Here is a 23,258-nt window from a genome sequence, read left to right as displayed (position 1 = left end):
CGGTTCGTCCCGGTCGCGCGGCCGGCGCACGAGCTGCGATGGGAGCCCTGCACCGGCCGGCCGTACACTCGCGGCCATGGCCCCGCCCCCAGGGCCGAGCACCCCCTCCCCGTTCCCCGAGGTGCTGGCCGCCATCGACATCGGGACGAACTCCGTCCACATGGTCGTGGCGCGGGTGGCGGGCAACGACCGCTTCGAGGTGATCACCCGCCTGAAGGAGATGGTCCGGCTCGGTTCCGGCCAGGGCGAGATGAAACACCTCGAGCCCGATGCGATCGACCGCGCCGTGGCCGCCCTGACCCGGTGCCGCCAGCTCGCCGACAGCCTCGACGCCACCGTCTTCGCCGTGGCGACGTCGGCCGTCCGGGAGGCCCGCAACGCCGGCGACTTCCTGGTCCGGGCGCGTGAAGAGGCGGGCGTCGACGTCGAGGTGATCGCCGGCCACGAGGAGGCCCGCCTCATCCGCCTCGGCGTGCTGCAGGCGCTGCCGGTGTGGGACAAGGACATGGTGCTCGTCGACGTCGGCGGGGGGTCCACAGAGATCGTCTTCGGCCGGGGCGAGGAGGTCACCTACGCCCGGTCCATCAAGCTCGGCTCGCTGCGCATGACGCGGTCGTTCTTCCCCGACGGGGCGGCGAGCCCGAAGGCAGTGGCCGAGTGCCGGCGCTTCGTGCAGGGCCGGCTCGCGCCGATGCTGCGCGACGCGGTCAACCTGCCGTTCGAGGTGGCGGTCGCGTCGTCGGGCACCGCCGAGTCGCTGGCGGTCATGGCCCTGGCCCGATCGGGCGACACCGCGCCGCAGACCATGAACGGGGCGGTGCTGACCCGCAAGGCGCTCGGCAAGGTGATCGACGACCTGGCCGGTGCCCCGACGACCGAGGAGCGCCGCCAGCTGCCGGGAATCGACGTCGCCCGGGCCGACATCCTCCTCGGCGGCGCCATCGTCATCGAGCAGGTGTGCGACGCGCTCGGCATCGACGAGCTCGTGATCTCGGAGTACGCGCTGCGTGAGGGCGTGCTGCTCGACGGCCTCCACCGGCTCCGCGGCGGGTCGCTGCACCACCTGTCGCAGCTGCGCGAGGCGTCGGTCCACCACCTCATCGAGCTCTGCGACGACGACCCGGCGCACTCGGTGCAGGTGGCCGCGCTCGCGCTGCAGCTGCACGACGCGCTGGGGGAGCGGTTGGGGCTGGGCGACGCCGACCGCGAACTGCTCGAGGCGGGCGCGCTGCTGGCCAACGTCGGGCTGTTCATCAGCCACTCGGGCCACCACAAGCACAGCTACTACGTGATCCGGAACTCCGAGCACCTCATGGGCTTCACGGACCGCGAGATCGAGATCATCGCCCAGGTCGCCCGCTACCACCGGAAGGGCCGGCCGGCCGAGAAGCACCTCGAGTTCGCAGCGCTGTCGAGCGAGGACCAGGCCCGGGTCCGGGCGATGGTGTCGATGCTCCGCGTCGCGATCGGCATGGACCGCAACCACGACGGTGCGGTCGAGCGGCTCAACGTCAAGGACGAGGGCGACCACGTCCGGATCGAGCTCGTGGGCGAGCCCGACGCCGACCTCTCCCTCGAGGTCTACGCGGCGAACGAGCGCTGCAACATGCTCGCCGACCAGCTCGGCGCGACCGTCGAGATCGTCGCCGCGGACTGATCCCGCCGCGCACCTCGATCGGCTACTTGCGAGCGATCTGCTCCAGCAGCTCGATCATCCGGTCCTCCTTGGCCAGCTCCTCCTCCTCGGGGGTGCTGTAGCGGGCCCGGAGGTGGTTGATGGGGGCGACGATGAAGAAGTAGACGGCCGCGGCCAGGATCAGGAAGTTCAGGACGGCGGTGAGGAAGGCCCCGTAGCGGATGACGCCGTCGCCGATCGTGAAGGTCAGCTGCTCGAAGCTCGGCTCGCCGATGATCGCCCCGATGAACGGCATGATCACGTCCTGCGTCAGCGAGGTGACGACGGCGCCGAACGCAGCGCCGATGATGACGCCCACCGCCAGGTCGACGACGTTGCCTCGGGTGATGAACTCCCGGAACCCCTTGATCATGCGCGCTCCTCGATCGGGCCGGGACCACGTGCGCAGCCCGGGCGACGTCCTCCAATGATGGGACTCCCACGTTCCCCGGCGGCGGACCGGTCAGTCCCCCGATCGGGGGGCGGTCCGTCGTGCGGGAGCGGGCGGTCCGTCGAGCGGGAGCGGGCGGTGCGTCGTGCGGGAGCGCACGGTCCGTCGAGCGGGCGGTCGGCACCGCGACCGAGGCGGTGCCGCCGTCAGTGCAGCTCGACGACGATGACGGTGAGCTCGCCGTTGGGCGCCTGGTAGCTCACGGAGTCGCCGGGCTTGGCGCCCATCAGGGCCTCGCCGAGCGCGGACGACGGCGAGATGACGGTCACGCCTGCGGACGCCTCCTCGATGGACCCGACGAGGAACTTCTCGACCTCGTCCTCGTCGTCGCCGTCGTAGCGGAGGGTGACGATCGTGCCGATCCGGACCTCGTCGGACGCCCCGCCGATCTCCACGATGACCGCGTCCTCGAGGATCCCGAAGAGCTGGGCGATCCGCGCCTCCATCTTCGCCTTCTCCTCCTTGGCTGCGTGGTACTCGGCGTTCTCCTTGAGGTCGCCGTGCTCCCGCGCCCGCTCGATCCGGTCGGCCATCTCGATGCGGCCCCGGGTCCGCAGGTCCTCCAGCTCCGCGGTGAGCCGGTCGAACGCGTCCTGGGAGAGCTCCTGTGCCATGGCGACGGAGCCTATGAGAGACGGAACGGGCCGACGAGCACGGCCTACGGTCGCGGGGGACTCGCGGGGTACACTGGCGGGCGTGACCAGCACGTCCCGAACCTCCGTCGCCCGGTCCGTAGCGATCATTCGCTAGCGCACGCCCATGCCGGCGTGCGCGTCCCCACCGTCCACCTGAGTGGACGGTTTTCTTTTGTCCCGGGTCCGGCGCCCCGCTCGCCCCGGCCCACGATCCGCCCGGCGGCAGCGCCGAGCACGACCACGAGAGACAGGTAGCCAGACATGACCCACAGGATCGGCGTGATCGGCGGCGACGGCATCGGCCCCGAGGTGGTCGCCGAGGCCATCAAGGTGCTCGACGCGACGGGCGTCGGCTACGAGCGCATCGACTACGACCTGGGCGCGCACCGCTACCTGGAGGACGGCACCGTCCTGCCCGACGAGGTGCTCGAGGAGTGGCGTGGGCTCGACGCCCTGCTGCTCGGCGCCGTCGGCGACCCGGCCGTCGGCGTCGCCGCCCCGGCCGGCCTGGTCGAGCGCGGGATCCTGCTGCGGATGCGCTTCGACCTCGACCAGTACATCAACCTGCGCCCGTTCCGACTCCCGCCCAAGGCCGACTTCGAGGTGATCCGGGAGAACACCGAGGGCACCTACGCCGGCGAGGGCGGCTTCCTCCGCAAGGGCACGCCGAACGAGATCGCGACGCAGGGATCGGTCAACACCCGCCTCGGCGTCGAGCGCTGCATCCGCTATGCCTTCGACCGGGCGTCGGGCACCGAGCGCAAGCACCTCACGCTGGTGCACAAGAAGAACGTCCTGACCTTCGCCGGCGACCTCTGGCAGCGGACGTTCGACATCGTGGCCGAGGAGTACCCGCAGGTCAGCACCGGCTACGACCACGTCGACGCAGCCTGCATCCACTTCGTCGAGCGACCCGAGCGCTACGACGTCATCGTCACGGACAACCTGTTCGGCGACATCCTCACCGACCTGGGCGGCGCGGTGGCCGGCGGCGTGGGCTTCGCCGCCTCGGCCAACCTCAACCCGGCCCGCACCGGCCCCTCGATGTTCGAGCCGGTCCACGGCACGGCCCCCGACATCGCCGGCCAGAACAAGGCCAACCCGGTCGCGGCGATCATCTCGCTGCAGCTCATGCTCGACTTCTTGGGCGAGGCCGAGGCCACGGCCAAGGTCGCCGCCGCCGTCACCGACCCGGAGCGCTACCAGGGCTCGACCACCGAGATCGGCGACGCCATCGCCGACGCCGTCAAGAACGCCTGAGCCGCGGGCCGGCCCGACGGCGGCCACGACGGACGCCGCCAGCACGACAGCACAGCACGCACAGCACGCACAGCCAGAAGGACCCGAAGATGCCCATCACCCCGACCGAGCAGATCTGGATGAACGGCGAGCTCGTCCCGTGGGACGAGGCCCGCATCCACGTGCTCACGCACAGCCTCCACTACGGCATGGGCGTCTTCGAGGGCATCCGGGCCTACGAGACCACCGACGGGCCCGGCGTGTTCCGCCTGACCGACCACATCGAGCGCCTGGAGCGCTCGGCGAAGATCATGGGGATGTCGCTGCCGTACTCGGTCGACGAGCTGGTCGACGCGACCAAGGCCGTCGTCCGCTCGAGCGGTCTGCCGTCGTGCTACATCCGCCCGATCGCCTACTACGGCTACGGCGAGATGGGCCTCAACACCCTGCCGTGCACGGTCGACGTGTCGATCGCCTGCTGGCCGTGGGGTGCGTACCTCGGCGACGACGCCGTCACCAAGGGCGTGCGCATGAAGATCAGCACCTGGCTGCGCCACGACCACAACGCCATGCCCCCGGCGTCCAAGACCACCGGCAACTACGTCAACAGCTCGCTCGCCAAGGTCGAGGCGCTCAACGCCGGCTACGACGAGGCGATCATGCTGAACCCGGCCGGCCTGGTGTCGGAGTGCACGGGCGAGAACATCTTCGTCGGCCGCCACGGCAAGCTCATCACCCCGCCGGTCTCGGCCGGTGCGCTCGAGGGCATCACCCAGAGCACGGTGGCGGCGATCGCCGACGACATGGGCATCGACGTGGTCGAGGGCGACCTCACCCGCTCCGACCTCTACATCGCGGACGAGATGTTCGTGTGCGGCACCGCCGCCGAGGTGTCGGCCGTGAACTCGGTCGACGACCGCTCGATCCCGTGCCCGGGCCCGGTGACGTCGGCCATCGCGGCCGAGTACGCCAAGGTCGTCCGCGGCCAGGTCGACCGGTACAAGGACTGGGTGGAGCTGGTCCGATGAGCGCTCGAGGGGTACCCCGATGAGCGGCGGGCTCGACCTCCCCGACGTGGGTGGCGCCGCCGAGGCGCCGCGGGCCGTCGACATCTTCGACACGACGCTGCGCGACGGCGCGCAGTTCGAGGGCATCTCGCTGACGGTCGAGGACAAGCTGCGGGTCGCCGAGCAGCTCGACTGGCTCGGCGTGGCCTGGATCGAGGGCGGCTACCCGCAGGCGAACCCCAAGGACGCCGAGTTCTTCCGGCGCGCTGCGGCGGGCGAGCTGCAGCTCGCGACCGCCACGCTCGTCGCCTTCGGCTCGACCCGCCGCCCCGCGGGCAAGGTCGACGAGGACAGCACGCTCCGGGCGCTGGTCGAGGCCGGCACCTCGACCGCCTGCATCGTGGGCAAGTCGTGGGACTTCCACGTGACCGAGGCGCTCGGGACGACGCTCAGCGAGGGCATCGCGATGGTCGGCGAGTCGGTGCGGTTCCTGCGCGACGCCGGGCTGCGGGTGTTCTTCGACGCCGAGCACTTCTTCGACGGCTACAAGGCCAACCCCGAGTACGCCCTGCGCGTGCTCGAGGCCGCCGCCACCAACGACGCCCAGGTGCTGGTCCTGTGCGACACCAACGGCGGGTCGCTGCCGCACGAGGTGCAGCGCATCACCGCCGAGGTGACGTCGTACTTCGAGGGCACCGACATCGGCATCCACACGCAGAACGACTCGGGCTGCGCCGTCGCCAACTCGGTCGCCGCCGTGCTCGGGGGCGCCTCGCAGGTGCAGGGCACGGTCAACGGGTACGGCGAGCGCACCGGCAACGCCAACCTCATGACCGTCATCCCCGACCTGACGCTCAAGCTCGGCATCACGACGCTGCCCGAGGGGCGGATGGAGCGGCTGACCGCGGTGTCGCGCCACGTCGCCGAGCTCGTGAACCTGCCGCCGCACCCGGCAGACCCGTACGTCGGCTCGTCGGCCTTCGCCCACAAGGGCGGCCTGCACACCTCGGCGCTGGGCAAGGTCGGCGGCGCGTCGTACGAGCACATCGATCCGTCGGCGGTCGGCAACCACACCCGGGTGCTGGTGTCGGACCTGGGCGGTCGTGCCGGCATGTCGATGAAGGCGGCGGAGTTCGGCGTCGAGCTCGACAACCGCGCCGCGGCCGACCTGTCGGAGCGGCTGAAGGTGCTCGAGGCCGAGGGCTACGTGTTCGAGGCGGCCGACGCGTCGCTCGAGCTGCTCATGCGCCGGGCGACCGGCTGGGAGCACGGCTTCTTCGCCGTCGAGGCGTACCGGGTGTCGAGCTACCACCGCCAGGCCCTGAGCGTGCAGGGCGACCCGCTCGGCGACGACGGCGGACCCCCGCCCGAGCCGATGCTCGACCTGTCGACCGAGGCCACGGTCAAGCTCTGGATCGGCGATGACCGCCTGGCGGCGGTCGGCGAGGGCAACGGCCCGGTCAACGCGCTCGACGCCGCGCTGCGCAACGCGCTGAACGGTCGGTACGAGGCGCTCGGTCGCATCCACCTGACCGACTTCAAGGTCCGCGTCCTCGACGGCGCCACGACGCCCGGGCTCAGCGACACGGGATCCGTCGTCCGCGTGCTCATCGACTTCACCGACGGCGACCGCACCTGGACGACCACGGGCGTGTCGCCGAACGTGATCGAGGCGTCCTGGCAGGCGCTGACCGACGGCATCGTCTTCGGCCTGCTGCACGCCGAGGACTAGGACCCCGCCCTCGTTCTGGCGCCGGTTTCCGTCGCCAGGCGACGGAAACCGGCGCCAAAACGGTCCGAGGTCGGTCGCGACGGCCGGGATTCCTGGGGTCGGCCCTAGCGGGGCTACCGTTCCGGGCGATGGCCGCGCCGAAGTTCGTCCCCACGGATCCGACCGATCAGGTCCGCTCGTACCAGTCGCCGCCGCGGCGCGAGGCGTCGTGGCTGGCCGACCGGCCGGGCGACCTCGACGGCCGGCAGCCGGAAGGCGAGCGGCTCGGGACCCCAGGGCCCGACCAGGGCTACGCGCTGAAGCTGGCCGAGTCCTTCCGGGGCAAGCTCACGCTGCGGACCGGCGAGTCCGAGTCCGACGCGATCGCCGGCGGGTCCGCCATCGCCATGAAGCGCTCGGGCCTGTTCGGACGGGCGCCGGTGGTGCACGACCTGCGGGTCGGACTCGGCATCTGGGGCTTCCTCGACGACGACCCGGCCGACGAGCTCGTCGCGGTGCGCAAGGAGTGGTTCGAGGAGGTGCACCACGTGCACCACTACGAGGAGCTCCGCCGCATCGCCGACGCCGCCACCGAGGAGCTCCTCCGGCTGCCCCACGACGAGATCCTGCGGCGCCACGCCGAGGACTGGCGCAGCTGCCTCGACCTGAACGTCTGACCCGAGCGCCCAGCCCGCCCGCCGCCGACCGGCGGGCCTCAGGCGGTGATGTCGATCGGCGTCCCCATCGGGATCTGGTCCGCGATCTTCAGGATCTGCTCGTTGGGGACGCGGATGCAGCCGTTCGACACGTCCTGGCCGATCAGCTCGGGTCGGTTCGTGCCGTGGAGCGCGATGACGGGGACGCCGTTCTCGAACACGTCGATCTGCTCGCTGTACGCGTTGGTGGCGAGCGCGAGCGGGCCGTAGAAGCCGGCCGGGTCGGTCTGCTCGACGAGGTCGGTGATGTAGAAGCGGCCCGTCGGCGTCTGCGTCTCGGACTTGCCGATCACGACCTGGGTGCTCAGGACCACGTCGTTGCCGTCGTACAGCGTGAGGGTCCGGGTGCCGAGCCGCAGGTCGAGCCGGAAGCCGGTGTCCGACAGGGACACGTCCTCGACGTTCACGTAGCCGTCGGTGCCGTTCGGCCGGACCGGGATCTCGACCTTCAGCCAGTCGCCCCGCTGCTCGGTGACCAGCATGACGAACGGGTCGCCCCACGCCGTCGGGTTGTTGAAGCTCCAGCCGGCCGGGTCCACGTAGCGGCCCTGGATCGGGTAGTCGGGCCGGGGGAGGGCGTCCCGGGGCGACATCGCGTCCTGGCTCTGCGGCAGGTCGGGGCTGTCCGACACCGACACCGGCTCCATCTCGTCCCAGTCCGTCGGCGGTTCGGAGTGGACGATGATCGACGGGTTCTTCGCGGTGGCGATGCGGGCCTGGGTCGCGGGCCAGCGTTCGGCGGTCGTCGACGCCGAGCTGGCGGTGGTCGACGGGCCGTCCGGGGCCGGGTCGTCACCGGAGCCGGCGAGGGCGATGACGACCGCCACGATCGCCACGACGATCAGACCGACGAGGAGCGCGATGCGCCCCCTGGACATGCGGCGGTCGGGCCGCTCGGCGGCGTCCTGCCCGTCCGGCTCGTACCACGGTCGTTCGCCGCCGCCGGGAGTGTCCCCGCCGGGGTTCGGGAGGTCGGCGTCGCTGCCGGGCCCGTCGTCGGTCATCGCTGTCCCCTCGTCGGCGCACATCCTAGGGAGGCGCCCGATCCGGCGAGCGACAGCCGGTAGCGTGGGCCGACGTGACAAGCCCCGAGACCGACGTCCCCGGGCCGGTCCGCGTCCGCTTCGCCCCGGCCCCGACGGGCTACCTGCACCTGGGCAGCGCACGCGCCGCGCTCTTCAACTGGCTCACCGCCCGCCACCTGGGCGGGACGTTCCTGCTGCGGGTCGAGGACACCGACCTCGAGCGGTCGCGTCAGGAGCTGATCGACGTCGTGTTCGAGGCGTTGGAGTGGATGGGCCTCGACTGGGACGAGACCCCGGTGCTGCAGTCGACCCGCGACGGGGAGCACCAGGCCGCGGTGGATCGCCTGCTCGCCGACGGCCACGCCTACTGGTCGGACCCCGTGCCCGAGGGCGATCGGGAGCGCACCGGCGGCCGTCCCTACGACCCCGCAGACCGCGATCGCGACCTGGGCCCGGGCGAGGGGCGGGCGGTCCGCTTCCGCACGCCAGACGAGGGCACCACGTCGTGGACCGACCTGATCCGGGGCGACATCAGCTTCGAGAACGAGAACATCGAGGACTTCGTCATCCGGCGCGCCGACGGGTCGCCGACGTTCTTCGTGGCGAACGCGGTCGACGACCAGGACATGGCGGTCACCCACGTCATCCGCGGCGAGGACCTCATCAACGTGACGCCGAAGCAGCTCCTGCTGCGCACGGCGCTCGGCTACGACCAGCCCCTCGAGCTCGGGCACATGCCGCTCATCGTCAACGAGCAGCGCAAGAAGCTGTCGAAGCGGCGCGACGACGTGTCGCTGCTCGACTACCGGGACCGTGGCTTCCTGCCCGAGGCGATGGTCAACTACCTCGCCCTCCTGGGCTGGGGCCTGCCCGACGGGTCCGAGATCCGCCTCGACCCGCTCCGCGAGCTGCCGCCGCTGTTCGACATCCGCGACGTCAACGACTCGTCCGCGTTCTTCGACACGAAGAAGCTGCGGTTCGTCAACGCCGAGCACCTCCGGGCGCTCGGCGTGGCCGAGTTCGCCGAGCGGTCGCAGTCGTACTTCGAGGCCCAGCCCTGGGCCGACCGCTTCCACGCCGGCACGTTCGGACGGATGGCGGCCGAGGTGCAGACCCGGGTGGAGACGCTGTCCGAGGTCCCCGGCTACGTCGACTTCCTCTTCCTCCCCGACCCCGAGATCGACGAGGCCTCGTGGACCAAGGCGATGGTGGCCGACGCGCCGGCCTGGCTCGACGCCGTGATCGCCGCAGCCGAGGACTGGCCGTGGGAGGCCGCCCAGCTGCACGAGCGGACGTTCGCCCTCTGCGAGGAGGTCGGCGCCAGTCGGAAGAAGTTCCAGGCCCCCATCCGCGTCGCGATCACGGGTCGCTCCGTCGGCCCGCCGCTGTTCGAGTCCATGGAGGTCCTCGGTCGCGACGAGGTGCTGCGCCGGCTCCGGTCGGCTCGGGAGCGCCTGGGTGACGGCAGCTGACGCAGCAGGCCCCGCTCCCGACGCCGGTCGACGGCCGCGGCGCCGCTGGGTGCTGCGCATCGCCCTCGCCGTCGTCGGGCTCCTCGTCGTCTACGTCGTCGTCACGTTCGTGCAGGTGCTCGCCGCCTCGCGGGAGGACGACGTCAGCCGCTCCGACGCCATCGTCGTGCTGGGCGCCGCCCAGTACAACGGGACGCCGTCGCCCGTGCTGCAGGACCGGTTGGACCACGCGCTCGCGCTCTACGACGACGGCGTCGCACCGCGCATCGTCCTGACCGGCGGCAAGCAGGCTGGGGACCGCTTCACCGAGGCGTACGCCGGCTACCGGTACCTGACCGCCAAGGGCGTGCCGGCCGACGACCTGCTCGTCGTCACCGACGGCAACAGCTCGTGGGACTCGCTCCGCGCCGCCGAGCGCGTGCTCGACGACGAAGGCGCCGACCGCGTCACGTTGGTGTCCGACAGCTACCACTCCGCACGGCTCAAGGGCATCGCGGGCGAGCTCGGGATGGACGCCACGGTGTCGCCCACCGGAGCGGCGCCGAGCGTGCCGGAGCTGCTCCGGGAGACCGGCCTCGTCGCGGTGGGCCGGGTGCTCGGCTACGGCCGGCTCCTCCGCCTGAGCGGCTGAGCCGCTGGTGCAAGACCGCGGCCCAGGAGGGATGCAGTGACGACGACCGATGTGGAGGGCCATCGCTACCGCCTGCGCGGCGGCGAGGAGTGGCGTGATCCGTGGGACGACTACCGGTGGCTCCGGGATCGTGATCCCGTGCACTGGGTGCACCACCCCGACAAGGGATTGTTCGTGGTGCTGTCGCGGTTCGCGGACGTGTTCGACGCCGCGCGCGATCCGGCGACGTTCAGCTCGGCGCAAGGGCTGACGCCCGACGCCGACGTCATGGCCTTCTTCGACGGGCAGGCGGCGCCGATCGTCATGCTCGACCCGCCCGAGCACACGGCCATGCGACGGCTGGTCTCCCGGCCGATGACCCCGAGCCGGGTCGAGGAGATGGAGCCGGCCATCACCCGCTTCGTCGACGTCCGGCTCGACCGGATCGCGGACGAGGCCGCGGGCGGCCACGCGGTCGACGTGGTCGAGCGGCTGCTCAAGCCGCTGCCGAGCTTCGTCGTCGCCCACTTCCTCGGCGTCCCCGAGGAGGACCGCGGGCGCTTCGACGCCTGGACCGACGCCATCGTCGCCGCCAACGCGTCCGAGGAGCTCGGCTCGGCGACCGCCGCGTTCGCCGACCTCTTCACCTACGCGGGCTCGCTGATCGAGCGCCGGCGGTCCGATCCCGGCGAGGACATCGTGTCGGACCTCGTCCAGGCCGGGACGGTCGACGCCGAGTGGATCGTCGGCTTCGTGTTCACGATGGTCGCCGGCGGCAACGACACGACGACCGGGCTCCTCGGCGGTTCGCTCGAGCTGCTGACCGGGTCACGCGGCGAGCGCGCCGTGCTGCTCGACGACCGCTCGCTCGTCCGACCTGCGGTCGATGAGCTCCTGCGGCTCACGTCGCCGGTGCAGAACCTCGGGCGCACGACGACGCAGGAGGTGGAGCTCCACGGCGTGGTGGTGCCCGAGGGCACCAAGGTGATGCTCCTGTACGGCTCGGCGAACCGGGACGAGCGCCAGTTCGGGCCGACGGCCGGCGACCTCGACGTCGGCCGCCGTCCCGAGCGGATCCTGAGCTTCGGGTACGGCGCCCACCACTGCCTCGGGGCGGCGGTGGCCCGTCTGGCCGGCGGGATCGCACTCGAGCGGATCCTCGACCGGTTCCCAGACTTCGAGGTCGATGCCGCCGCCGGCCGCTTCGCTCCGGGACCGTACGTCCGACGGTACGAGTCGTTGCCGTTCACCACGGGCTGACGGCGTCCCGGGCCGTCCGTCGGGGACCTCGTCACGAAGTCGGGTGCGCCGCCGTCGTCCCGGGTGGACCATGGACCCGACGAGGGAGAGCGACATGACCGATCGACCAGTGCAGCACCGGACGCTCGTGCGGGTGCTGCTCGCCGTCCTGCTGGCCTCGGGGCTCGTGCTCGGGATCTGGGCTGCGTTCTTCCCGCTCGGGTTCTACGAGTCGTTCCCCGGCTTCGGTCGGCACTGGGTGTCGGCAGACGGCCCGTACAACCAGCACCTGGTGCGCGATGTCGGCAACCTGTTCCTCGCGCTGTCGGTCGTCACGGGCGTCGCGCTCGCGGCCGCGACCTCGATGCTGGTCCGGGCGACCGCAGCGGCGTGGACCGTGTTCTCGCTGCTGCACTTCGCGTACCACCTGCGCCACCTCGATGTGTACGACGGCGTCGACGCTGCGGGCAACGTCGTGTCGCTCGGCTCGATGCTCGTCGTGGCGGTGGTGCTGCTCCTGGTCGCCGGTCCCTCTGCGGCCGACACGGACCGGGCCGCCACCGCGACCGGCACCGACGCCCCTGCGACGTGACGGTCGAGCGACCGCCGCCGCAGCGGGGGTCGATCTGCATCCGCCCGATCGAGCCCGGCGACGGACCGGTGGTGGGCGAGGTCTCCCTGCGGTCCTGGCTTGCGGGCTACGACGGCCTCGTCGATGCGGATCGCCTGGCGCCGGCCGGGATCGTGGAGGTCGGGCCAGATCCAAGATCCATCAAGAGAGATTGATGGATCGACGCCGCCCGCCTACGGTGGGGGCGTGCCACACACGACGGCGTCCAAGCGGACCGAGCGACCGGAGCCGCCTCCGGCCGTCCTCCGCCTGGTGGCGCACCCCGTGCGCTGGCAGCTGCTCGGTGAGCTGGCCGACAGCGACCGCCCGGTCCGCGAGCTCACCGACCTCCTCGGCCATCCGCAGAGCCTGGTCTCGTACCACCTGCGCGAGCTCCGCAAGGCCGGGCTCGTCACGTCGCGGCGCAGCTCGGCCGACGGCCGGGACTCGTACTACGCCGTCGACCTCGGCCGCTGCGGCGAGCTCCTGCGGGCCGCCGGCACCACGCTGCACCCCGGCCTGTCGGCCGCGCCCGTCGACACGCCCTCGGTCGTGCCCGACGGCGCCGTGCTGTTCCTCTGCACGGGCAACGGGTCGCGCTCGCAGATCGCCGAGGCGCTCCTGCGGGACCTGACCGACGGGACCGTCGAGGTGGTGAGCGCCGGCAGCCACCCGAAGCCGGTCCACCCGAACGCCGTCCGCGTGCTCGCCGAGCGGGGGATCGACATCTCGGGTGCCCGGTCGAAGCACCTCGACGAGTTCGCGGATCGCCGCTTCGACGCCGTGGTGACGCTCTGCGACCGCGTGCGGGAGGTGTGCCCCGACCGGGACGGGCCCCACCGGCGGGTGCACTGGAGCATCGCCGATCCGTCGCTCGTCGGCGAGTCGCCCGAGGACAGCTACCCCGCGTTCGAGCAGACCACGGAGGAGCTCGAGCGTCGCATCCGCTTCCTGATCGCCGCGATCTGGAACTGACCCGAGGAGGAGCCGTGGACGAGGGAACCGTCAGCGTCCGGTACATGGTCGACGACGTCGAGGCGTCGGTCGCGTTCTACACGTCGGTGCTCGGCTTCGAGGTGCTGAACGACTTCGCGCCCGCCTTCGCCGACGTGCGCCGGGGCAACCTGCGACTGCTGTTGAGCGGTCCGACCAGCTCGGCGGGACGGCCCATGCCCGACGGTGCGGTGCCGGGCCCGGGCGGCTGGAACCGCATCCACCTGATCGTCGACGACATCGACGGCGAGGTCGAGCGGCTCCGGGCGGCCGGCGCCGCGTTCCGCAACGACGTCCTGTCGGGCCCCGGCGGCTCGCAGGTGCTGGTGCAGGACCCGTCCGGCAACGTCGTCGAGATCTTCGAGCCCCGGATCGCGTAGCCGCGCCACCAGCGACGGCCGCCGACCACACATGAGCGAGACGTCCTCGCGCCTGGCGCGCCGACTCGGCACGACCGACGCCGTGGTCATCGGGCTGTCGTCGATGGTCGGCGCCGGCGTGTTCGTGGCGATCGGCCCTGCCGCCGAGGCCGCGGGCAGCGCGCTGCTCGTGGGGCTCGCGCTCGCCGGCGCGGTCGCCTACTGCAACGCCACCTCGTCGGCGCAGCTGGCCGCCCGCTACCCCGAGTCGGGCGGCACCTACGTCTACGGCCGCGAACGGCTGGGTCCCGTGTGGGGGTACCTGGCCGGTTGGGGGTTCGTCGTCGGCAAGACGGCGAGCTGCGCGGCCGTCGCGCTCACGTTCGGCTCCTACGTCGCCCCCGACCACGCCCGGGCGCTGGCGATCGGGGTCGTGGCGTGCCTGACCGCGATCAACCTCGCCGGGGTCCGCAAGACCGCGATCGCGTCGCGGGTCATCCTGGCGCTCGTGCTGGTCGCCCTGGCGGTCGTGGTCGCCGCGGGCACCGAGCACGGCCTCGGTGCCGACGACCTCGGTCCTGCGATCGGCGGCTGGCACGGTGTCCTCCAGGCCGCCGGGCTGCTGTTCTTCGCCTTCGCCGGCTACGCCCGGATCGCGACGTTGGGCGAGGAGGTCCGTGACCCGGCTCGCACGATCCCGCGGGCGATCCCGATCGCGCTGGGCGTCGCGCTCGGCGTGTACGCCGTCGTCGCGGTCGTGGCGCTCGCCTCGATCGGCGCCGCCGCGCTCGCCCGGAGCGCGGCCCCGCTCGAAGCGGTGGCCCGGGCGAGCTCGTGGTCCTGGGCGCCGGCGGTCACGCGGGCCGGGGCGGCGGTGGCGACCGTCGGCGTGCTCCTGTCGCTGCTCGCCGGGGTGAGCCGCACGGCCTTCGCCATGGGGGCCAACCGCGACCTGCCCCGGTGGCTCGGCGCGGTGCACCCGGCGCGCAAGGTCCCGCACCGGGCCGAGCTCGCGGTCGGTGCGGTCGTCGTCGTGGTGCTCCTCGTCACCGACGTGCGCGGCGCCATCGGCTTCAGCTCCTTCGCGGTGCTGACCTACTACGCCGTGGCGAACGCGTCGGCCTGGACGCTCGAGCCGGGAGAGCGGCGGTGGCCGCGCTGGCTCGCCGGGGCCGGCCTGGTCGGGTGCGTGGCGCTCGCCCTGTCGCTGCCGGCGGCCAGCGTCGTGGTGGGGGCCGCCGTGCTGGTGGTCGGCCTGCTGATCTGGTGGCCGACCGGGCGTAGGTTGGACCCGTGACCTGGGTGCGCGCCCTGGTCGTCGGCGGCGCCGTGCTCGTCGCGACCTGGGCCCTCATGATCGTGCTGGCCGCCCGCCTGCCGGACGGGATCCTGAAGGACCTCGCCTCGCTCCTGCCGGCCGCGGTCACGACCGCGAGGCGCCTGCGGACGCACCCGGCCGTGCCGCGCAGCGCCAAGGCGGCAGTGCTCGTCGCCGGGCTGTGGGTGCTGTCGCCGATCGACCTGCTGCCCGAGTTCCTTCCCGTGATCGGGCCGCTCGACGACGTGGTCGTGGTCGCGCTCGCCCTCCGGTTCGCGGCGCGTCGGGTGCCGCCCGAGGTGCTGTTCGAGGCGTGGCCGGCGGACCCGACCCTCATGGCCCGGCTGATCGGGCGCGAGGTCCCGACGCCACCGCCTGATCGACCGGGCGCGCCGGCCCGCACGCTGCGCCGTCTCAGGCCGAGGCGATCGTGTAGCGCACGGCCTGGTCGAAGCCGATGCGTCCCTCGTCGTCCCGGCAGGCGTCGACGGCCTCGAACAGCGTCGCCCGGACCTCGTCGTAGCGATCCGGCGGGATCGCCTCCCAGAACCGGCGCTGGCCCACCGACATCGAGAACCGCTGCCAGTGCTCGGGGTCGTCGAAGCGGGGGCAGACCGTCGTCGTGACCGTGCGGACGTCGCCGTAGCCCGCGCTGCGGAGCAGCTCCTCCATGCCGGCGTCGCTCGAGAAGGGCCCGGCCTGGCCGTCGGTGCGCGCGTCCTTGACGTGAGCCGGCGCGTGGCGGTGCAGCTCGGCGTCGACCGTGGTGCGCCACCGCTCGGTGAGCGGGCCGAACGTCGAGACGCCGACCCGTCCGCCCTCGCGCAGGAGCGGACGCCAGGCCATGAGCGCCGCGAGCGGGTCGGACAGGAAGAACAGGACGAGCGACGAGGCGATCAGGTCGAACGGTCCGTCGACCTCGGGGTGCATCGCGTCGCCGACCTCGACAGTGGCGCTCGTGCCGGCCTCCTCGATCGCAGCTCGCGCCCGGTCGACCATCCCCGGTGAGACGTCGATGCCGACGGCCGTGCCGGACGGTCCGACGGCCCGGGCCAGCGGAACGAGCGCGGCGCCCTTGCCGCAACCGACGTCGAGCGCCGCCTCGCCGGGGCGGGGGTCGAGCTCGTCGACCAGCCCTCGGGCGATCGGCGTGATGAAGTCGACGCCGACGGCGTCGTAGGAGTCGGCCAGGCGATCGAACAGCGTCGCCATCGGGTTCCCGTCGGACACTCCACACCCCCTGCGCAGCTCGGGTCAGCCTCGCGCCACGTCGACCCGCTGTCGACGGGCCGTTCGGCGCCATCATGGAGGCATGACCCGGTGGAACGAGCCCGCCGACGGCGCCCGGCACCCGGCCGGTTACTACGACCAGCGCGTCGAGCTGGTCGAGCTGCGACCGGGCGACCGCATGTTCGTCGAGTGCGACGGCGGACCGTGTCGCAGCCGGGTCGAGCGGTTCCCGCCCCGCCTGGAGATCGAGGAGCGGGGCGGCGTGTACGTGCTCGACGACGTCGGTCCACGTCACGAGTGGCGCTACCGGTTCGTGCCGACGACCTGACGGCCCGCGCCGTCGACGCCGAATGGTCCTGGCTCGACCCGTTCGGCGTGATGCTCGAAGCCGTCTGCCACCACGACCGGGACTGAGGGCGGACCTCGACGGGTCCCCTCGTGGATCGCGCCGGTCGGTCGTAGGCTCGCGGGCATGACCAGGCAGGACGTGGCCAGCCCGACCGGCGAACGGCTGGAGCTGCTGCGGCGCCTCGGGTTCGGCGACCTGACGCACGACTCGCACGTCCCGTTCATCTCCCACCTGCTGGGGACCCGCCGCGTGCTCGCCGAGTGGGGCGAGCGGCCCGCGATGTGCGACGCCGGCCTCTTCCACTCGGCCTACGGCACCGAGTACTTCCCGGTGGACACGCCGGCCACGCGCGACGAGGTGCGCGACGTCATCGGGGCCGACGCCGAGGAGGTCGCGTGGCTGTGGTGCACGATCCGCCGCGACACGATGGACGTCGACGGCCCGGTCACCGTGGTGGAGCTGCGCGACGGGGGCACGCTCGTGCTCGACGAGGGCCGCACCGCCGACATCGCGACCCTGTGGGCGGCGGACACGGTGGAGCAGATCGACCGGATGGCGTCCGACGAGCGCGAGTTCGCCCGCTCGCTCCACCGGGTGCTGCACCTGGCCAGCCCGGCGGCGCAGGCTGCGGCGCACTCGGTGCTCCCCGAGACCGACTGAGGCGCGACCGGCCGAGCCGGGCCGGGCGGTGACGACGCCCCGAGCAGTCGCTGGTCGCCGTCATCGCGGAGTGCCAGAGTCGCCGTTGACCATCGGTCAGCCGGGCGCGAGAGTCGGACGAGGGGGCACGCCCCTGGGTCCTCCCTCCGAGGGAAGGGAACGGGCCGATGGCAACGATGACGAGGGACCTGCTCGACGCGGACATGCTCAGCAGGTTCGACGAACGAGCGCCGTTGTACGACCGGGAGAACCGGTTCTTCGACGAGGACTGGGAGGAGCTCCGCCGGTCGGGGTACCTGCTGGCGCCGATACCGGAGCAGCACGGCGGATCCGGCGTGATGCTCGACGAGTACTGCCGCATGGTGAGGCGATTGGCGTACGTGGCGCCCGCCACCGCCCTGGCCACGAACATGCACTGCTACTGGATGGGCGTCGCCGCCGACCTCGAACGGCTCGGCGACGCGTCGCTCACGTGGATGTTCGACCGGGCGGTCGGTGGTGACGTGTTCTGCGCGCTGCACGGCGAGGCCGGCAACGACCTGCCGCTGCTGCTGGCGGTCGCCCACGCCGAGCGGGTCGACGGCGGCTGGGAGGTCTCCGGTCACAAGATCTTCGGCAGCCTCTCGCCGGTGTGGACGCTCGGCGGCTTCCACGCCATGGACGTGAGCGACCCGGACGCGCCGATGATCGTGCACGGCTTCGTGTCCCGGGACACCAAGGGCGTCGAGATCATCGACACCTGGGACACCCTCGGGATGCGGGCGACGCAGAGCCAGGACACGATCCTCGACAAGGCGTTCGTCCCCGACGACCAGGTGGCACTCGTGTGCCCGGCCGGCTTCGCCGGCGCCGGACCGTTCCACCTGTCGATCTTCGCCTGGGCGCTGCTCGGCTTCTCGTCCGTCTACCTCGGCGCGGCCAAGCGGGCGTTCGACATCATGGTGGACTCGCTGCCCCGGCGGACCTCGATCGCCATCAGCGGCTCGATGGCCACGCACCCGGAGGTCCAGCACATCGTCGCCGACATGCGGATCGCCTACGACGCGGCCGACGCCCTGCTCGAGCGCACGGCCCGGGACTGGGCGGCCGGCGTCGAGCACCCGGACTGGCCGGCGCATCTCGTCGGTTGCCGGTCCTTCGTGATCGACCGCAGCTTCGAGATCGTCGACAAGGCGCTCGACCTCACCGGTGGCGCCGGCGCCTTCCGGCGCAACCGCATCGAGCAGCTGTTCCGGGACGTCCGCATGGGCCGGTTCCACCCGGGCAACACGATGCTGGCCCACGAGCTCATCGGGAAGCTGTCCCTCGGCATCGACCCCGACGCCGCCCCCCGCTGGGGCTGACCGGCCCAGCCGGCCGGGGGTCGGGCCGGTTCAGGCCGGCTGGTCCGATGAGGCCCGCTCCTCCGGGACCCCACCCCATCGAACTTGTACGCCACGTATCACCGGCTGGTCGCTCGCGTACAAGTTGGCCGACCGGGGCCCGACGACAGGGCCCAACCCGTCGATCTCGTACGCCACGGACCGCTCATTGGTCGCACGCGTACAAGTTCGCCGAACGGGGTCAGCTGCTCTGGCCGTCGACGGCGTCGACGAGCGAGTCGCGGTCCATCGAGCCCGGCTCGGCGCCCGTCGTGGCGAGGTGACGGGCCAGGCGCTGCAGGCCCTCGTTCACCGGCGTCGGCACGCCGTGGAGGCGTCCGAGCAGCACCACCTCGCCGTTGAGGTAGTCGGCCTCGGTCGAGCCCGACCCCTTGGCCAGGCTCTGCCACGTCGAGCCGCCCGACCGCCGACGCCCGTCGATCGGTGTCATCCGCATCTGCTCGCGTCGGGGGTCGTCCCCAGTGTCGACCTCGATGCCGGCGGCCTCGAAGCACTCGAGCGCCTCCGTCCGCGCTCGGTCGTAGAGGTCGCCCCACGCCTCGGGAGCGGCGGCGGCCTCGAGCACGTTGGCCAGGTTCATCAGGAGCTTCCCGTACTTGCGGGCCATCACGTCGGGTGCGGCGCTGGCGATGAAGCCCGAGCCCTCGAGGTCGGCGGCGATGCGCTCGTCGGTGGCGTCGGTGCCGGTCGGGTAGCGGCCGACGTCGAGGATGCCGTTGCGGGGCGCGGCGTAGCACTCGACCACGCCGGGCTCGAGGTGGCTCGCCGGCAGGGCGACGCACATGCCGTGGACGTCGGCGACGCGCCGCAGCGCCATGCGCTCGTTCTGCACCCCGTTCTGCGCGCACACGACGGTCACGTCGGGGGCGCCGTCGAGCGTGGCGAGCGCCGCCACCGTGTCCTGCGTCTTCGTCGCCAGCAGCACCACGTCGGCCGATCCGAGGGCGAGCTCCGAGGCGTCGGCGACCGCGGGGATCGGGAGGACGACCGTGCCCTGCGGCGACCGCAGCTCGAGCCCACGGTCGCGGAGCGCCTCGAGGTGCGCGCCGCGGGCGACGAGCACGACGTCGTGGCCGTGCTCGAACACCCGTCCGCCGATCGTGCCGCCGATGCCGCCGGCTCCCAGGACCACGTACCGCACGACCCGGACCCTACCGACGGCGGATGCGATCGCCGTGGCCGTGCCGCGACCTCAGGCGCCGACCGTCGCGTCGATCCAGTCGGCGATGCGCCGGAGGGCGGCGGCGGACTCGGGGATCCCGTCGACGAACGGCCACACGTGGATGAGCCCCTCGTGGACGTCGAGGTCGACGTCGCTGCCCGCTGCCGTCGCGCGCTCGGCGAACGTCCGGCTGTCGTCGAGCAGGATCTCCGCGGTCCCGACCAGCACGAGCATCGGCGGCAGACCGGCCAGGTCGCCGAACACCGGCGAGACGAGCGGCTCCTTCAGACGGCCGCCGGCGTAGGCCTCGGCCGCCCGGGCGAGCGCGTCGGCGGTCAGCATCGGATCGTCGTCCGCGAGCTCCGTGATCGAGGTGTTCGTGAGCGTGAGGTCGAGCCAGGGCGAGAGGAGGACCGCACCGGCGGGTGCCGACCCGTCGTCGCGCAGGGCCAACGTGAGCGCCGCGGTGAGCCCGCCACCGGCGGAGTCGCCGGCGACCACCAGCTGGGCCGGGTCGATGCCCTCGACGTCCACGAGGTGGCGGTGCACCGCACGGGCGTCGTCGAGGCCGGCGGGGAAGGGGTGCTCGGGAGCGAGCCGGTAGTCGACGGCGACGACCTCCCGGCCGGTCGCCGCGGCCAGGCGGGCGGTGAGCGGCCGATGGCTGTCGAGCGAACCGCCGATGTAGGAGCCGCCGTGGTGGTACTGGATCGACCCGGGCCCGACGGCGCCCGACGGCCGGAAGCGCTCGACCCGCACACCGGCGAGCTCGGCAGGTGTGATCTCCACCCCGTCGGGCACGGCGAAGATGGCGCCGAGGGAGTCGAGGCGGGCACGGGCCTCGTCGAAGCCGACGACCGCCGTGGGGTCGTCCGCACTGGCGCGGATGAGGGCGACGATCTCGTCGTGCTCCGGACTCGGCATGGGCGACCTCCTCGGACGGCCCCCATTCGTACACCTCGGTGCGCCGGCGCCGTCCGCCGGGAGTAGCGTGCCGCCCGGTCGCACCGGTCCCGCAGCGGCCAGTGGAGGTGCTCATGTCGTACGAAGTGGACTTCAACGAGGTCTCGACCGTCGGTCTGGAGTCGTCGCCGGTGGCCGATGCGCTGGCCGGGCTCCGGGCCAACGAGGCCCGCTACTTCAAGAACAAGTACGACCACGTGTTCACCGTCGAGCCGGCGAGCAAGGCCAAGAAGACGATCGACCGGGTCAGCACCATCCTCGAGGAGGAGCGCGGCATCGTCATCGAGTCGCCGCCGCTCGAGGCCACCTCGTTCGAGGTCCCGGGCATCAAGTTCGACTACGTGTTCTACGAGAGCGGGCTGTCGATCAACGTGATGTGGGAGTTCGACAACCCCAAGAAGCACGCCGTCGGCTTCAAGCTGTCGGACGGCATGGAGATCCCCGAGGAGCTGTCCTCGTTCAAGTTCGCCCGGCAGAAGTCGAAGCTGGCCGGGACGATCCGGGGCTCCTACTTCGTCATCAAGGGCGACTACTGAGGCTCCCGGTGGCCCGCTGATCGGCGGGGTCGCCGGCTACTCGCCGCCCTGGCGGATGTGCGGCTCGTCGACGGTCATGTCGCCGGTCGTCGGGACGCCCTTCGCGTCGAGCGCGAGGTGGACGGTGCCGCGGGGGTAGGTGACGGCCTCCGCGACCTCGAAGGCGGTCGGGATCGCCCCCGGCTCGAACACCCGCTTCCCGGTGCCGAGCACGATCGGGTAGATCCAGAGGTGGATCCGGTCGACCAGGCGGGCGCCGAGCAGCGTCTGCAACAGGTCGAGGCTGCCGATCACGTGCACCGACTCGTGGCGGTCCTTGAGCGCGGCCACCGCCTCGGCGACGTCGCCCTCCAGGAGGGTCGAACCCTCCCACGCCAGCGGCGCCGACAGCGTCTGCGACGCGACGTACTTCGGGACCCGGTTCAGCAGGGCGGTGAACGGGATCTCGTCGGGAGCGGTCGGCCAGTAGCCGGCGAAGATGTCGTAGGTCTTCCGGCCGAGCAGCAGGGCGTCCATGCCCTCGGCGTTGCCGAACATCTCGTCGCCGGACTCGTCCTCGATGAGCGGGGCCTGCCAACCGCCGAACTCGAAGCCGCTCTCCGGGTCCTCGTCGGGGCCGCCCGGTGCCTGGGCGATGCCGTCGAGCGTCACGAACTCGGTCACGATGAGCTGTCCCATTGCGGTCTCCTGGGGTGAGGCGTCCCCGGATCCGACGGCCTGCGCGGCCCGGACTCATCGGTGACGGTCAGGGCATCTCGGAACGGATGCGCTGCACCACCCGGTTCAACGCCTTGAAGAGCTGGAGGAGCTCCTGCTCGTCGACGAGGTCGAGGAAGTGCCGTCGCACGCTCGCCATGTGGGACGGCGCGGCGCGGTCGAGCACGGCGTACCCGACCGGCGTCATGACCGCGAGCGTGCCACGACGGTCACCGGGCACCGCCTTGCGCTCTGCGAGCCCCTCCTCCTCGAGCATGTCCAGGCGTCGGGTGACCCCGCTGCGGGTGAGCCCGCACCGCTCGGCGAGGACGTTCATGCGCATCTGCCAACCGGGCTCGCGGGACAGGAGCGCGAGCACCTCGTAGTGGGCCGCCGGCACGCCGGTCTCGGTGCGCAGCTCGTCCTCCAGCGTGTACTGGAGGGGACCGTGGACACGGAGGAAGGGCAGCCACGCCCGGCGCTCGGCGTCGGTCAGGCGCGTGCTCCGGCCGCGGAGCGGTGAGGCAGGGGAGTACGGCTCGGCCTCGTCGGACCCCTCGACGCCTCGGACCTCGGGCGGGAGCGCGTCGACGATCCGCGCGAGGACCGAGCCCAACGCATCGAGCTCGGCCGGTTCGAGCACGTCGAGGAAGTGGGCCCGGACGGCGCGGAGGTGCGCCGGCACCAGCTCCTCGAGCCTCGCGACGCCCGCGTCGGTCAACGTGACCGAGACTGCTCGACGGTCGGTGGACGAGCTCGCCCGGGTGACCAGCCCCTCACGGTCGAGCTGGCCGATGCGCTTGGCCATGCCCGTCGTCGTGAGCCCGCAGGCGCGGGCGAGGTCCGTGATCGTCGCCGTGCGATCGCGCCGGTTGCCGAGGTGCAGCAGCACCTCGTACGTGGCGAGCGTCGTCCCCGTCCGTGCGATCAGGTCCGCATCGAGGCGGGCGAGCAGGTAGTGGTGCGACTCGACGAGCGCGATCCACGCCTGCCGCTCGTCCCAGGTCCACTGCTTGAGGTAGTGCTCGTCCACGTCGCTCTTCGATCGCTCCCGAGACCGAACCATACCTGTGCGTCGGCAGCTCGCCGACGACCCGCCGGACGCCGGCGGTCGACGCGCCATCCCAGGCGAGCAACTGGCAACCGCGCAACCTTCGCACGTGGACGGAAGGAGGGCTGCGAGGGCGGGGGTGCCGCGAAGTCACCCAGAACTCATCCAG

At 72.2% G+C, this 23,258-nt stretch carries 25 protein-coding genes and 1 pseudogene; 18 read left to right on the top strand and 8 right to left on the bottom strand.

Annotated features, from left to right (window positions below):
- Positions 1-76: 76 nt before the first annotated feature.
- Positions 77-1,657, top strand: coding sequence for a Ppx/GppA phosphatase family protein (locus LH044_RS05930; RefSeq protein ID WP_227758878.1), 1,581 nt, complete (start codon positions 77-79; stop codon positions 1,655-1,657).
- 22 nt (positions 1,658-1,679) lie between these two features.
- On the opposite strand, the gene mscL is transcribed toward LH044_RS05930, so the two are convergent.
- Both mscL and greA read right to left on the bottom strand, forming a co-directional pair.
- Positions 1,680-2,048, bottom strand: coding sequence for a large conductance mechanosensitive channel protein MscL (gene mscL / locus LH044_RS05925; protein WP_227758877.1), 369 nt, complete (start codon positions 2,046-2,048; stop codon positions 1,680-1,682).
- Between the two features lie 224 nt (positions 2,049-2,272).
- A complete protein-coding gene (gene greA / locus LH044_RS05920) occupies positions 2,273-2,740 on the bottom strand; it encodes a transcription elongation factor GreA (RefSeq protein WP_227758876.1) in 468 nt (155 codons plus the stop codon).
- Between the two features lie 282 nt (positions 2,741-3,022).
- On the opposite strand from greA, the gene LH044_RS05915 reads away from it, so the two are divergent.
- From LH044_RS05915 to LH044_RS05900, 4 genes are all read left to right on the top strand, one after another.
- Positions 3,023-4,021 (top strand): 3-isopropylmalate dehydrogenase, encoded by a 999-nt coding sequence (locus LH044_RS05915; protein WP_227758875.1) that lies wholly within the window; start codon positions 3,023-3,025, stop codon positions 4,019-4,021.
- Positions 4,022-4,110: 89 nt separating this feature from the next.
- Entirely contained in the window at positions 4,111-5,028 is a 918-nt protein-coding gene (locus LH044_RS05910; protein ID WP_227758874.1) for a branched-chain amino acid transaminase, read from the top strand.
- Between the two features lie 19 nt (positions 5,029-5,047).
- A complete protein-coding gene (cimA, locus tag LH044_RS05905) occupies positions 5,048-6,739 on the top strand; it encodes a citramalate synthase (protein ID WP_227758873.1) in 1,692 nt (563 codons plus the stop codon).
- Between the two features lie 128 nt (positions 6,740-6,867).
- Positions 6,868-7,395 (top strand): hypothetical protein, encoded by a 528-nt coding sequence (locus tag LH044_RS05900; protein ID WP_227758872.1) that lies wholly within the window; start codon positions 6,868-6,870, stop codon positions 7,393-7,395.
- Between the two features lie 38 nt (positions 7,396-7,433).
- Here LH044_RS05900 and LH044_RS05895 read toward each other — a convergent pair whose 3' ends face one another.
- On the bottom strand, positions 7,434-8,438 hold the full coding sequence (locus LH044_RS05895; RefSeq protein ID WP_227758871.1) for a L,D-transpeptidase: 1,005 nt from the start codon (positions 8,436-8,438) through the stop codon (positions 7,434-7,436).
- 74 nt (positions 8,439-8,512) lie between these two features.
- On the opposite strand from LH044_RS05895, the gene gltX reads away from it, so the two are divergent.
- The 9 genes and pseudogenes from gltX to LH044_RS21990 all read left to right on the top strand — a co-directional run.
- A complete protein-coding gene (gene gltX, locus LH044_RS05890; protein WP_227758870.1) occupies positions 8,513-9,931 on the top strand; it encodes a glutamate--tRNA ligase in 1,419 nt (472 codons plus the stop codon).
- A complete protein-coding gene (locus tag LH044_RS05885; RefSeq protein WP_227758869.1) occupies positions 9,918-10,562 on the top strand; it encodes a YdcF family protein in 645 nt (214 codons plus the stop codon). The genes gltX and LH044_RS05885 overlap by 14 nt, the downstream gene beginning before the upstream one ends.
- 36 nt (positions 10,563-10,598) lie before the next feature.
- Positions 10,599-11,801, top strand: coding sequence for a cytochrome P450 (locus tag LH044_RS05880; RefSeq protein ID WP_227758868.1), 1,203 nt, complete (start codon positions 10,599-10,601; stop codon positions 11,799-11,801).
- A 94-nt stretch (positions 11,802-11,895) separates the two neighbouring features.
- A complete protein-coding gene (locus tag LH044_RS05875; protein ID WP_227758867.1) occupies positions 11,896-12,372 on the top strand; it encodes a hypothetical protein in 477 nt (158 codons plus the stop codon).
- A complete protein-coding gene (locus tag LH044_RS05870) occupies positions 12,369-12,566 on the top strand; it encodes a hypothetical protein (RefSeq protein ID WP_227758866.1) in 198 nt (65 codons plus the stop codon). Before LH044_RS05875 ends, LH044_RS05870 begins: the two co-directional genes overlap by 4 nt.
- A gap of 31 nt (positions 12,567-12,597) precedes the next feature.
- Positions 12,598-13,365, top strand: coding sequence for a metalloregulator ArsR/SmtB family transcription factor (locus tag LH044_RS05865; RefSeq protein ID WP_227758865.1), 768 nt, complete (start codon positions 12,598-12,600; stop codon positions 13,363-13,365).
- Positions 13,366-13,379: 14 nt separating this feature from the next.
- Positions 13,380-13,763 (top strand): VOC family protein, encoded by a 384-nt coding sequence (locus LH044_RS05860; RefSeq protein ID WP_227758864.1) that lies wholly within the window; start codon positions 13,380-13,382, stop codon positions 13,761-13,763.
- A gap of 31 nt (positions 13,764-13,794) precedes the next feature.
- Entirely contained in the window at positions 13,795-15,039 is a 1,245-nt protein-coding gene (locus LH044_RS05855; RefSeq protein WP_227758863.1) for an APC family permease, read from the top strand.
- Positions 15,040-15,095: 56 nt separating this feature from the next.
- A pseudogene (locus LH044_RS21990) lies at positions 15,096-15,413 on the top strand (YkvA family protein); the annotation flags it as partial.
- Positions 15,414-15,474: 61 nt separating this feature from the next.
- Here LH044_RS21990 and LH044_RS05845 read toward each other — a convergent pair.
- Positions 15,475-16,272, bottom strand: coding sequence for a class I SAM-dependent methyltransferase (locus LH044_RS05845; RefSeq protein ID WP_227758862.1), 798 nt, complete (start codon positions 16,270-16,272; stop codon positions 15,475-15,477).
- Between the two features lie 100 nt (positions 16,273-16,372).
- Here LH044_RS05845 and LH044_RS05840 point away from each other — a divergent pair, with 100 nt between their 5' ends.
- The 3 genes from LH044_RS05840 to LH044_RS05830 all read left to right on the top strand — a co-directional run bounded on the left by LH044_RS05840 (position 16,373) and on the right by LH044_RS05830 (position 18,642).
- Complete coding sequence (locus tag LH044_RS05840) at positions 16,373-16,618, top strand: hypothetical protein (protein WP_227758861.1); 246 nt, start codon at positions 16,373-16,375, stop codon at positions 16,616-16,618.
- Positions 16,619-16,762: 144 nt separating this feature from the next.
- On the top strand, positions 16,763-17,299 hold the full coding sequence (locus LH044_RS05835) for a DUF6817 domain-containing protein (RefSeq protein WP_227758860.1): 537 nt from the start codon (positions 16,763-16,765) through the stop codon (positions 17,297-17,299).
- Between the two features lie 167 nt (positions 17,300-17,466).
- The gene (locus tag LH044_RS05830; protein WP_227758859.1) at positions 17,467-18,642 is read left to right on the top strand and encodes an acyl-CoA dehydrogenase family protein; all 1,176 of its coding nucleotides are present in this window, start codon (positions 17,467-17,469) and stop codon (positions 18,640-18,642) included.
- Between the two features lie 220 nt (positions 18,643-18,862).
- Here LH044_RS05830 and LH044_RS05825 read toward each other — a convergent pair whose 3' ends face one another.
- Together LH044_RS05825 and LH044_RS05820 are read right to left on the bottom strand one after the other, a co-directional pair.
- Entirely contained in the window at positions 18,863-19,822 is a 960-nt protein-coding gene (locus LH044_RS05825) for a ketopantoate reductase family protein (RefSeq protein WP_227758858.1), read from the bottom strand.
- 51 nt (positions 19,823-19,873) lie between these two features.
- Entirely contained in the window at positions 19,874-20,767 is an 894-nt protein-coding gene (locus tag LH044_RS05820) for an alpha/beta hydrolase (protein WP_227758857.1), read from the bottom strand.
- Between the two features lie 113 nt (positions 20,768-20,880).
- On the opposite strand from LH044_RS05820, the gene LH044_RS05815 reads away from it, so the two are divergent.
- Complete coding sequence (locus LH044_RS05815) at positions 20,881-21,342, top strand: DUF8821 family protein (protein ID WP_227758856.1); 462 nt, start codon at positions 20,881-20,883, stop codon at positions 21,340-21,342.
- A gap of 36 nt (positions 21,343-21,378) precedes the next feature.
- Here LH044_RS05815 and LH044_RS05810 read toward each other — a convergent pair whose 3' ends face one another.
- Together LH044_RS05810 and LH044_RS05805 are read right to left on the bottom strand one after the other, a co-directional pair.
- Entirely contained in the window at positions 21,379-22,020 is a 642-nt protein-coding gene (locus LH044_RS05810) for a dihydrofolate reductase family protein (RefSeq protein ID WP_227758855.1), read from the bottom strand.
- Between the two features lie 67 nt (positions 22,021-22,087).
- Positions 22,088-23,071: a MarR family winged helix-turn-helix transcriptional regulator gene (locus LH044_RS05805; RefSeq protein ID WP_227758854.1), complete on the bottom strand. Its 984-nt coding sequence runs from the start codon at positions 23,069-23,071 to the stop codon at positions 22,088-22,090.
- Positions 23,072-23,258: the final 187 nt, after the last annotated feature.

Origin of the sequence: Dermatobacter hominis, assembly GCF_020715685.1 — a bacterium.
GTDB classification, from domain to species: domain Bacteria; phylum Actinomycetota; class Acidimicrobiia; order Acidimicrobiales; family Microtrichaceae; genus Dermatobacter; species Dermatobacter hominis.
Note: the sequence above shows the minus strand (reverse complement) of the source record. Positions and strands in the feature narration are given on the sequence as shown.